Source organism: Tenacibaculum sp. ZH5_bin.1, assembly GCF_042865525.1.
GTDB classification, from domain to species: domain Bacteria; phylum Bacteroidota; class Bacteroidia; order Flavobacteriales; family Flavobacteriaceae; genus Polaribacter; species Polaribacter mesophilus.
The window spans coordinates 1347195-1359428 of record NZ_JBEGIO010000001.1 but is presented as its reverse complement, the minus strand read 5'-3'; the positions used below and the strand labels follow the sequence as shown (position 1 = coordinate 1359428).

Below are 12234 nucleotides of genomic sequence, written 5' to 3'. Positions count from 1 at the left end.
ATCTGTAATGTAAGCGTCAAAAATACAAAACCAAGCGAGAATTTTAAGTATCTTTAAATCGAAACTCATTAAATAGCTATGTTAACTCACTCAAATAGTATCTTTACAAACTTTAACTTGTAAAAAACTACTGTTTTTAAGTGTTTTGTTCATATAAATTTACGATTAGCATCAAAAAATATAGATAAATGAAAAGAATAACCCCTATTTTACTAATGATTTTATTTTCAACCTTAGCACACGCCCAAGAAAACTATGCCAACCTATGGGAAAAGGTGCACGAGTTTGAAGCTGAAAACCTACCTAAATCTGCTTTAAAAATAGTAAACACTATTTACGATAAGGCTGAAAAAAGTAACAATGCTCCTCAAGTTATAAAATCATTGTTTTATAAAAGTAAATACGCTCTAACTTTAGAAGAAAATGCACAATTAAAAATTATTGATGAGTTTAAACAACAAATTAATCAACATAATTTTCCGACGAAAAATGTATTAGAAAATGTATTAGCTAACTTATACTGGCAGTATTTTAATCAAAATAGATGGAAATTTTACAATCGTACCCAAACACAAGAAAAAGTAGATGGAAATGATTTTAGAACATGGGACTTAAATACGTTGTTTGCTGAAATTCATTGTCACTATCAAAATTCTTTAGAAAATGAATCTGCACTACAAAAAACAGATATTTATACCTTTAAAGATATTATTCAATCTGAAAAAGACTCTAAAAAATACCGCCCTACCCTATTTGATTTTTTAGCGCACAATGCCTTAGAGTTTTATAAAACCACAGAAACTAACATCACAAAGCCTACTTATCAATTTAAAATTGATAACGCTTTATACTTAAGTGAAGCTGATAAGTTTTCTGCTTTAAACCTTACTACAAAAGATGATTTATCATTGCAGTTTAGTGCCTTAAAAATCTATCAAAAACTCATTAACTTTCATTTAAAAAACAAGAATCTTAATGCGGTTGTGGATGCTGACATTCAACGATTACAGTTTGTTAAGCAGCATATAACCTTAAATAACAAACAAGAGTTATTATTACAAACACTAAAAACATCAGTTAATAATTACAAGAACAATGAAGTTTCTGGATTATATAGTTATGAAATAGCTAGAATTTATAATCAGCAATCTGGATCTTATAAAACTAAAAAAAACGAAGACTTTCGTTTTAAAAACAAAGAAGCACTTGCTATCTGTAAAAAGGTCATTAAGCAGTTTCCTAAAAGTTTAGCTGCTGAAAAATGTGAAGCTTTACAACAACAAATCACAGCTACATCACTCAGTATTCTTTCTGAAAAATTTGTACCCATCCAATCTCACTCTAGGTTACTAGTTACTTATAACAATATCGATAAACTGTACTTTTCTGCTTATAAAATTGATCATAAACAATTAGAAGAGCTTCAAAAAATTTACAAAGAAGAAGAACGTTTTAACTTTATAAAAAAGCTTGCAAAAGCTACTTCATGGAATAGTAACTTACGTAACGAAAAAGATTATTTATTACACACGACTGAAGTAATAGTTCCCGAATTAACTCAAGGAAATTATTTAATTGTAGCTCACCAAAATGCTACTTTTAACTCTGAAGACTTATATGCTACTGCTCATTTACAAGCAACCAATTTAGTTTTGGTTGAAAACAATAATGATGGTGTAAAAACCTACCAAGTTGTTGATAGAAATACTGGAAAGCCTGTTAAAGACGCTGAATTATTATTACAAAACAAGCAACATAGGTATGGAAAATCGATTCATAAAAAACTAACAACTGATAAAAACGGATTTGCTTCTTTTAAAAGTGATGCTAGTTATGGTAATGTGTACGTTACTGTAACTCACAAAAACGATTCAGCAGTTTTTGGTAACTATTACCTGAATAAATATCAAAAACAAGCCTCTCCAACTACAAATGATAATCGTATAAATATTAAATCTTTTATTTTTACTGATAGAAGCATTTATCGACCAGGACAAACTGTATACTTTAAAGGAATTTCTATAAAATTTTCTAAAAACAACTCTAATGCTTTATCTAATAAAGATGTAAATATAAAAGTTGTCGATGCCTCTAGAAATAATGTTACAGACCTAAAATTAAAAACTAATGATTTTGGTTCTTTTTCTGGAACATTTGTTATTCCCAACAATGGGGTAACTGGCGAATTTTCTATTAGAACTAGTGTAGAAAATCAACTAAACTTTTTCCCTTTTCAAGTAGAAGAATATAAGCGTCCTAAGTTTAAAACAGAATTTAAACCTGTAACAAAAACCTATAAGTTACATGACAGCATTACAGTAAACGGATTTGCAAAAGCTTTTGCTGGTTCAACTATCACAGATGCTAAAGTAGTATATCGCGTGCATCGTAAAGTACAATACCCTATTTGGTGGTACTGGCGTAAACCTCAGTTTACTTCAGAGGCACAAGAAATTACACACGGTGAATTAACAACTGATGCACAAGGTAACTTTTCAATTACTTTCAAAGCTTTACCCGATGAAAGTGTGAACAAAGAAAACTTACCTGTTTTTGAATATGAAATCACAGCTGATGTTACCGATGTTAATGGAGAAACTCGCTCAGCAACCTCTATTGTAAAAGTTGGGTATCATGCATTACTTGCTACTTTACAAATTCCTTCTACAATACATAAATCGGACAAGGAAACAACAATTGAAATATCAAGTAAAAATTTAAACGGGGAATTTGCACCTGCTAAAGGAAGCATTAAAATATACAAATTACAAGCTCCTAAAAATCCGTTACGTAAAAGATCTTGGAATACTCCAGATTATCAAGACATTTCAGAAAGTGATTTTAGAAACTTATTTCCTCATGAAGCTTACACTTCGGAAGAACAAAATCCTCATAATTGGAAAAAAGAAAAATTAGTATTTGAGCAAAATTTCAATACAGAAGAATCTAAACAAATTATACTTAATAACTATAAAAAATGGGCTTCTGGTAAATACATAACCGTATTAAGTTCTAAAGATAAGTTTGGACAAGATGTTACAGACAAAGCTCTTTTTACAATAATTGATAACAAAGAAAAAAGTGTAACCGACAATCAGTTGTTCACGTATAACACAAATAAAACAACTTATAAGCCAAATGACATTGCTAAGTTACAAATTGGTTCTGCTTCAAAAGATGTTACGGTTATAGTTCAAATAGAAAAGAATCATACCATCGTAAACACAGAGCTTATTCATTTAAATAACAAAATCAAAACAATTGAAGTTCCTGTTACGAAACAAGATGTTGGTGGGTTTGTTATCAAATATTACTTTGTGAATTACAATAGTTTTGTAAGTGGAATCATTCCTATTTCTGTTCCAAATGAACAAGATAACATTACTATAGAAACCAATACGTTTAGAGATAAATTACAACCTGGAACTCAAGAAACGTGGAGTTTTACCATTAAAAACGATAAAAACAACAAAGTAGCAGCAGAGATGCTTGCAAGTATGTACGATGCTTCTTTAGATGAATTTAAACCTCATAACTGGGAGTTTTCACCTATCTCTACTTCTACATATTACTCTTATAGCGGTAACGCTAATGCATATCAAAGTTTTGGTAATGAACGTTTCAGAGTTTTTAACAATACTTATCCATCATCTTTTAAAACTCAACGATATGACCAATTGAATTGGTTTGGGTTTTACTTCGGAATAAATAGAAATATTCGTTTAAGAGGCTTAGCTATGAGTGCTAAAATGCAACCTTCTCCAGAAAGAGAAATAATTGTTGAAGAGAAAGAACTTTTAGATGCTCAAGAAGCTGATTTGGCAAATGATTCAGTTATGACGGGATACGCTAAAAAAGAATCTAAACAAGAAAACGTTTCTTTAGATGGAGTTCAAATTCGTAAAAATCTTCAAGAAACTGCTTTTTTCTATCCTCATTTACAAACCGATAAAGAAGGAAATATCACCTTTAGCTTCACCACTCCAGAGGCTTTAACACGATGGAAATTGCAGCTATTAGCACACACAAAAGAATTGCAATCTGCTACCAAAACATTAACTACTGTTACTCAAAAAGAGTTAATGGTAATGCCTAATGCTCCTAGATTCTTAAGAGAAGGTGATCAAATTACATTCAGTACTAAAATTGCTAATATTTCTGATAAAAACTTAGAAGGTACAGCACAACTTATATTAACTGATGCTATTACCGGAAAAGAAATCAACCTGTTAAGTAATTCTTCTAAAAACCAGTCTTTCAGTGTTAATTCTAACGGAAACACGAATGTATCTTGGAACTTATCAATTCCTGATACTTATCAAGCAATTCAATATAAAGTAATTGCCAAGGCAGGGGATTTTTCTGATGGAGAACAAAATGTATTGCCTGTTTTATCAAACAGAATGTTAGTTACAGAAACACTACCTATGTGGGTTCGTTCAAATCAAACCAAAACATTCACATTAGATAAGCTTAAAAATCAAACTTCGACTACGCTCAGCCACCATAAATTAACGTTAGAAGTAACTTCTAATCCTGCTTGGTACGCTGTACAGGCTTTACCCTATTTAATGGAATACCCGTACGAGTGTAGTGAACAAACATTTGCTCGTTATTATGCAAACACACTCGCTAGTCATATTGCAAATTCAAATCCAAGAATACAAGAGGTGTTCAATGCTTGGAAATCTTCAGATGCTTTATTGAGTAACTTAGAAAAGAATCAAGAGTTAAAATCATTGATTATCCAAGAGACTCCTTGGTTACGTGATGCTCAATCAGAGACTGAACAAAAAAAGCGTATTGCTTTGTTATTTGATTTAAACAAAATGAAAAACGAGCAACAAAACGCTATTAATAAACTATTGCAAATGCAATTAAACAATGGAGGGTTCCCTTGGTTTAAAGGGAATGATAATCCTAATGTTTATATCACGAATCATATTGCTACTGGTTTTGGACATTTACAAAAATTAGGTATTGATAATAAAGATAATTCTTTACAGAAAATGCTTGTGGATGCTATCCACTTTTTAGATACTGAAGTTGAACATACCTACAAGAAGTTATTAGAAAGTGCTGAACGTATTAAAGCTGAAAAAGGACAAAAAGAATACACTAAGTATTTGGAAAAAAACCACCTAAACTACTTTATTATTCAATATTTATACATGCGTTCTTTTTATAAAGATATCAATGTTAATAGTACAACTAAAACCGCTACTGAATACTACAAAAATCAAACAGCAACTTACTGGAAAGAGTTTAGTTTATACGGAAAAGGACAAATTGCCCTAATACAGTTTAGAAACGATAATATATTAGTTGCTAATAAAGTTTTAAAATCTTTAAGAGAAAACAGTATTACTTCTGATGAATTAGGAATGTATTGGAAAGAAAATCAACCGAGTTGGTACTGGCACCAAGCCCCTATTGAAACCCAATCGTTGTTAATTGAAGCTTTTTCAGAAATTGAAAATGATATTCAAACTGTTGATAATCTAAAAATATGGTTACTAAAAAATAAACAAACCAATCGTTGGAAAACTACCAAAGCAACTACTGAAGCTGTATATGCATTATTATTACAAGGTAGTGATTGGATTTCGGTAACTGATATAGTGGATGTAACAATTGGAGAGAAAACAATCAATCCTTCTAAATTAGAAGACACAAAAGTTGAAGCGGGTACTGGTTATTTTAAAACCTCTTGGAATGGTTCTGAAATCACTCCTAATATGAGTACAGTTAGCATTACTAAAAAAGGAAAAGGTACTGCTTGGGGTGGATTGTATTGGCAATATTTTGAAGATTTAGATAAAATTACCTCTGCTAAAACACCTTTACAGTTAAAGAAAAAACTATTTAAAAAAGTAAATACTAATGTGGGTAAACAACTTCAAGAAATTACAGAAAATACACAATTAAATGTAGGAGATTTAATGACTGTTAGAATTGAACTCCGTTCTGATAGAGATATGGAATTTGTACACATGAAAGATATGAGAGCAAGCGGATTTGAACCTATTAACGTATTATCACAATACAAATGGCAAGATGGTTTAGGGTATTATGAAAGTACAAAAGATGCTGCAACAAATTTCTTTTTCAATCGTTTACCTAAAGGAGTATATGTATTTGAGTATGATGTTCGTGTAAATAATGCAGGAAACTTTAGTAACGGAATCACAACTATTCAAAGTATGTATGCTCCCGAGTTTAGTAGTCATTCAAAAGGAGAAAGGTTACTAATTAAGTAAAATAATTTATCTTAGCATTCACAAAACACTAAATTAAAAATTATGAAGAAAATCTTTTTATTCATCGGTTTTTTAACCATTTCATTTTTCACTGCAAATGCACAAGAAATTTCAAATAACGCAATAGGTCTTCGTTTAGGAGATAACGATGGTTTTGGAGCTGAAATTTCTTACCAGCGTAAATTAAGCAGTAACAATCGTCTAGAAATTGACTTAGGTTTAAGGAATGGTAAAAATTATGACGGCTTTAAAGCTACAGGTTTATACCAATGGGTTTGGCAAATAGAAAACCGCTTTAACTGGTATGCTGGTGCTGGTGGAGGTTTAGGATTCTGGAGTTTTGATGATGTTTCTTCTGGTGGAACAACTATAGAAGGAAGTTCAGAAACGTTTGTTTTCGTATCTGGAGTTGTTGGTATTGAATATAACTTTGATATTCCTCTTATCTTATCTTTAGATTTTAGACCTGAGATTGGATTTAATGATAGCTATGACGGGTTCAACTCTGACTTCGGTTTAGGTATCCGTTACCAATTCTAAAAAACGTTAAATACATATAACAAAAGCCTCCAAATTAATTTGGAGGCTTTTTTATTTTAAAACTTCAAAAGTTAAATATCAAATGTTTTTAAAAGGTAAATTTTATATTAAATAAAGAACACTTAAACATTATAAAAACCTCAACTAATTAACATATAATCAACCTTATGTATAAGTTTTAATAATTTTTTACTAACAAATTTGAAATCTTGTTGCTAGTTATCGTAAATAATTTCGCCGTGGACAATTCACTAAAGATTTCAAAATGAAAAAAATAATACTAATTACACTTTGCTTGGTAAGTATTTTAGGATACTCACAAAGCAAATCCGGTTTAAAAGGAAGAGTTTTAGACGAAACCAATCAACCTTTACCTGGAGCTACTATTAGCATTCCTTCTTTACAAGTTGGGTTTTCTACCGACTTTAATGGAAATTATGAACTTTTAAATATTCCTGTAGGAAATTACGAGGTTCAAATATCATTTTTAGGTTATCAAACCCTAACAGAAAACATTACGCTTACAAACAATATTCAATCTAAAAACTTTTCGCTAACACCTAAAATAGATAGGTTGGATGAAGTTGTTATTAAAGGAAGTATTGGGAAAGGGCAAGCTAAAGCCTTAAATCAACAAAAAAACAAAGAGAATATAACCAACATTATTTCTGCCGATCAAGTAGGAAAGTTCCCTGATGCCAATATTGGTGATGCCTTAAAACGTGTTCCTGGTATTTCTATGCAAAACGACCAAGGAGAAGCTAGAGATATAGTTATTCGCGGATTAGCTCCTCAATTAAACTCGGTAACCTTAAACGGTGACAGAATTCCATCTGCTGAAGGAGATAACCGTAGAGTTCAAATGGACTTAATTCCTTCTGACATGATTCAAACTATTGAAGTTAACAAAGCGGTAACTCCTGATATGGAAGGAGACGCTATTGGTGGCTCTGTTAATTTAGTTACACGTTCTGCTCCTACTACTTTTAGAGCTTTCGTTGCTGGTTCTTACGGACAAAATCCTGTAAGAAATACGCCTAACTATAATGTTTCTGCATTAGTTGCCAACAGGGCTTTTAAAAACGAACTAGGCTATGTAATCAATGCTTCATACAACTCTAACGATTATGGTTCAGATAATGTTGAGTTTGAGTGGGAAAAAGAAAACAACAAAACATACATTGGTGAACACGATATTAGACGTTACGATGTAAAAAGAAATAGAATGAGTGTTTCCGCCAACTTAGACTGGACACCTGACAACAACAATACACTTTTCTTTAAATCAATGTACAATCAGAGAAACGACTATGAAAACCGTTATAGAGTGCGTTTTAGAAAAATAGACGAACCAGATGCTACAGGAGTATCAAAAGCTGAAGTACGTCGTCAAACTAAAGGAGGTATCAACAATGATACGAATGACAACACACGTTTAGAGCGCCAAAGCACTTACAATATATCTGTAGGTGGAGAACATATTATTTTCGGAAACATTAAGTTAAACTGGAAAACAGGAACTGCCAAAGCCAAGGAAGAACGTCCAGACGAACGTTATATTAGTTTTGAGAATGATGACATTGAAGTTATGCAAGACTTCTCGCGAACAAACTTCCCTGTATTACGACCAACAAACAATGACTTTAACGATCCTTCAACTTTTGATTACAAAGAAGTAACCCAACAACAAGGATTTACACAAGAACGTAAAATCAGTTCTAATTTTGATGTCTTGGCTCCTATCAATGCTACAGGAGCTTACAAAAACTCTTTAAAATTTGGTTTTAAGTACAAGTACAAAGAAAAAGTAAGAGACAATAGCTTTTATGAGTATGATTTAGAAGATCAATTTCCGACCATGAATACTACCACTACTAAAGATTATACTATTAATGGTTATTTAGCAGGTGACGATTATAAATCAGGTCTTTTCGTTTCAAAAGAATTTTTAGGAAATTTAAACCTAACAGGTGGTGAACTTGTACTTGATGAGTTTGTTCCTGAAAACTACAATGCTAATGAAAATATTTATGCTGCATACGGAATGTTACAACAAAACTTAGGTAACAACTTTTCTTTTATAGCTGGTATAAGAGTTGAAAAAACAACAATAGATTATAACGGTTTTGCTATTGATGTTGAAACAGCTAATGATTTAAGTGATGTAACTAAAACATCAGGAACTCGAAACTATACCAATTGGTTACCTAACCTACAAGCTAAATACAATATTGATAAAAATACTATTGTTAGAGCTGCTTGGACAAATACTATTGCGAGACCTAACTATTACGATTTAGTACCTTATAGAAACATTAATAGTGATGATATTGAAGCTGAGTATGGAAACCCTAATTTAGATCCTACTGAAGCAATGAACTTTGATTTAATGTTTGAACACTACTTTAGTAATGTCGGAATTATATCTGCCGGAGCATTTTATAAAGATTTAGATAAATTTATTTACAATTCAGTTACTGAAGAACCAATTACCGTTGGGGGTATTACAGAAACTTATGATGTTACACGACCTTTTAACGGAGGTACTGCCGAAATTTATGGTTTTGAAGTGGCTTTACAACGTAAATTAAACTTTTTACCTGGCTTCTTAAGAAACTTAACTGTGTATGGTAACTATACCTATACAGACTCTAAAACAGATGGTATTGCCGACAGAGAAGATGGCTTACCTTTGGCTGGTGCTGTTAAAAACATGTTTAACGGATCGTTAGCCTATGAAAGTTCTAAACTATCAATTAGAGCCTCTTTAAACTTTGCTGATGATTATATTTTTGAATACGGAGATGATGCTTTTACGGATGTATTTTATGACGAACAATTGTTTGTAGACCTAAATGCTTCTTACCGTATTACTAAAAACTTACAAATCTTCGCTGAAGCGAAAAACTTAACCAATCAAGAATTACGTTTTTACCAAGGAACAAAACACCAAACAATGCAAGCTGAGTTTTATAACTACAATTGGAATACTGGTTTAAAATACAATTTTTAAGAATGAATAATTTATATAAAATAACACTTACTTGCCTTATTTTAAGCGCTTGTAAAGTTGAAAAAATAGTCCATCAAAACCCGCAAGCGAAACCAGTAGTAGCTTTAGTTGCTGACGCTGAAACAGCACCTGTTACTTCTTTTGACGACGCTGCTGATGACCCGTGTGTGTGGATAAATCCCGCTGATGTAACAAAATCAACCATAATTGGCACAAACAAAAAAGAAGGTTTAGAAGTTTATAATTTAGAAGGAAAACGTTTGTATTCCTATAAAATAGGACGTGTAAACAATGTTGATATTCGTGATGGATTTTTATTAAACGGAAAAGAAGTTTCGGTAGTTACCGCTAGTAATAGAACCTACAATACTATTTCTATATTGATTGTAAAACCTACAGGTGAATTAGAAGATGCTGCTGCACGAAAAATAACTTCTAACTTAAAAGAGGTTTATGGTTTAGGAATGTACAAGAGCCCAAAAACTAACAAATTTTATGTTTTTATGGTTGGTAAAAAAGGCGGTGTTGAGCAATGGGAATTGTTTGAAAACAACACTCAAATTGATGCCAAGTTAGTTCGTGAATTTTCATTAGGAAGTCAAGGAGAAGGTATTGTTGCTGATGATGTATACGCCAAGGTATATATTGGAGAAGAGAACAAAGCGCTTTGGAAGTACGATGCAGAACCTAATGCTGAAAACAACCGTGTAAAGGTTATCAGCACCAACGATTTGAATATGAAGGATGATTTTGAAGGTGTTACCTTATACGACGCTGGAAACGGAAAAGGATACATTATTTTATCCTCACAAGGAAATAACAGTTATGCTGTTTTCGATAGAGTTAGCAATCAATACCTAGGAAGCTTTTCATTAAAAGACGGTGCTATTGACGGTACCTACGATACGGACGGAATTGATGTAACCTCTGTTAATTTTGGTACGAAATACCCTAAAGGATTCTTTATTGCGCAAGATGGTGCTAATACCCAAGGTAAGGACAGCTTATATCAAAATTTTAAACTGGTGGATTGGCAAAAAATTTCTAAAAATCTACATTTAGATTAGTATACATAGTGTATTTGTTGTTTAGTTTTAAAAGCCTTTTGGTAAAACCAAGAGGCTTTTTTAATGCTAATAAAATTAGCTTAAAATATAGTCTTGAAAAAACACCTTGATGTTTTGATGAAAACACCTTGATGTTTTTGTAAAAACGTCAAGGTCTTTTTTGTAAGTCTTCTTAGTGTTTTGTTTTTATAGGTTGTTAAGTGTTAGAAAAGTAGCTGTTATTTTGGTATGACTTTTGTTATTTTCAAAACAATAATAACTTAAAAAATTAAAAATTATGGCTGTGAAATTCACTGTAGTAAAAAGAAGAAATCCAAGAGACCCTCAAGTACCTGAAAAGTTTTATGCAAATATTGTAGGGAATGGTAAAACCTCGTTAAATGACTTAGCTAAATATGCTTCTGAAACCTCTACGGTTAGCAAGGGTGATATTCTTGCTGTATTAGAAACAGTATTTACTAAAATTGCTAATGATGTAGCTGATGGTAAAATTGTATATGCAGGTGATTATTTTACCTTACAAGCAGGTGGTAGTAGTGAAGGTAGTGAAACTGCCGATAAGGTAACTGCTAGTAACATAAAGAGTGTCCGTACTATTTTTAGACCTGGTAAACTCATTAAAAATGCTTTAAAGTTGGCTACTTTTGAAAAGAAGGCGTAAGACGTAAAAAATCCCTATCATAAAGAAATGATAGGGATTTTTTGTGTTTTTAAATTTGTTTAGGAGATGGATAGTACTTTTTTACATTTTATTCTCCAGTGGTAATTTTCTTTTTCTAAATATACTAAAATTGAAACACCGTCTAAACTACCTTTACTCATCCCTACAGTTACAATTGCTTTATCGAAACTATCATTAAAAGCTATTCTTGAAAAACTTAATAGTAAGTCCATTTTATCAAAACCTTTCCAAGGTAACTTTCTAAATTCCTCTTTGTATTGTATTAATGTATCTTTATCGTAAACAGTAACTTTTGAAATATCTAGTTTTTTACTTACTCTTAAATTATTAAACTCCTTTAGCAATTGATTATCAACCAAATCACATTCATCTCTAAAACTATGCGTTTTTTTTAAGCTAAATAAACTATCAATTATAGCAATAGTTTTCTTTTTAGTTAATTGTTTGTAATGATATTCATAACCTCTTACACTATCTTGACATGTCATTGTTCTAACATTATAGTCTTTAGCATTTGGCAATGGAGGTATATAAAGAACAGGAGGCATAACTAGAAAATCTTTAGCATCCTCAGTTAAAAAAGTAATAATTTGGTAGGTATTTTCCTCTTCGTAATTTCTTGTTTTCATCTTTTTACAAGATGAAAAAGTCAGAAGAAAAATTATGATTAAA

At 31.5% G+C, this 12234-nt stretch carries 6 protein-coding genes; 5 read left to right on the top strand and 1 reads right to left on the bottom strand.

The window, feature by feature from the left end; translation table 11 throughout:
- The first annotated feature begins 188 nt into the window (after positions 1-188).
- From ABHQ57_RS06275 to ABHQ57_RS06255, 5 genes are all read left to right on the top strand, one after another.
- Positions 189-6260: an alpha-2-macroglobulin gene (locus ABHQ57_RS06275; RefSeq protein ID WP_389862824.1), complete on the top strand. Its 6072-nt coding sequence runs from the start codon at positions 189-191 to the stop codon at positions 6258-6260.
- A 42-nt stretch (positions 6261-6302) separates the two neighbouring features.
- Positions 6303-6800 carry a hypothetical protein gene (locus ABHQ57_RS06270; RefSeq protein ID WP_047789860.1) on the top strand — a complete coding sequence of 166 codons (498 nt, stop codon included), beginning with the start codon at positions 6303-6305 and terminating at the stop codon, positions 6798-6800.
- A 265-nt stretch (positions 6801-7065) separates the two neighbouring features.
- Positions 7066-9813 (top strand): TonB-dependent receptor, encoded by a 2748-nt coding sequence (locus tag ABHQ57_RS06265; protein ID WP_389862820.1) that lies wholly within the window; start codon positions 7066-7068, stop codon positions 9811-9813.
- 2 nt (positions 9814-9815) lie between these two features.
- On the top strand, positions 9816-10880 hold the full coding sequence (locus tag ABHQ57_RS06260) for a phytase (RefSeq protein ID WP_389862818.1): 1065 nt from the start codon (positions 9816-9818) through the stop codon (positions 10878-10880).
- Positions 10881-11157: 277 nt separating this feature from the next.
- Positions 11158-11541 (top strand): DNA-binding protein, encoded by a 384-nt coding sequence (locus ABHQ57_RS06255; RefSeq protein WP_124591174.1) that lies wholly within the window; start codon positions 11158-11160, stop codon positions 11539-11541.
- A 59-nt stretch (positions 11542-11600) separates the two neighbouring features.
- Here the strand turns inward: ABHQ57_RS06255 and ABHQ57_RS06250 are convergent, their stop codons facing one another.
- Positions 11601-12191, bottom strand: a complete 591-nt coding sequence (locus ABHQ57_RS06250) for a hypothetical protein (protein ID WP_167713400.1) — start codon at positions 12189-12191, stop codon at positions 11601-11603.
- Positions 12192-12234: the final 43 nt, after the last annotated feature.

What these genes read in the sequence shown, in the direction of transcription:
- ABHQ57_RS06275 (WP_389862824.1), top strand. Translation starts at nt 189, where the DNA reads ATGAAAAGAATAACCCCTATTTTACTAATGATTTTATTTTCAACCTTA.
- ABHQ57_RS06250 (WP_167713400.1), bottom strand. Translation starts at nt 12,191, where the DNA reads ATGAAAACAAGAAATTACGAAGAGGAAAATACCTACCAAATTATTACT.
- ABHQ57_RS06260 (WP_389862818.1), top strand. Translation starts at nt 9,816, where the DNA reads ATGAATAATTTATATAAAATAACACTTACTTGCCTTATTTTAAGCGCT.
- ABHQ57_RS06270 (WP_047789860.1), top strand. Translation starts at nt 6,303, where the DNA reads ATGAAGAAAATCTTTTTATTCATCGGTTTTTTAACCATTTCATTTTTC.
- ABHQ57_RS06255 (WP_124591174.1), top strand. Translation starts at nt 11,158, where the DNA reads ATGGCTGTGAAATTCACTGTAGTAAAAAGAAGAAATCCAAGAGACCCT.
- ABHQ57_RS06265 (WP_389862820.1), top strand. Translation starts at nt 7,066, where the DNA reads ATGAAAAAAATAATACTAATTACACTTTGCTTGGTAAGTATTTTAGGA.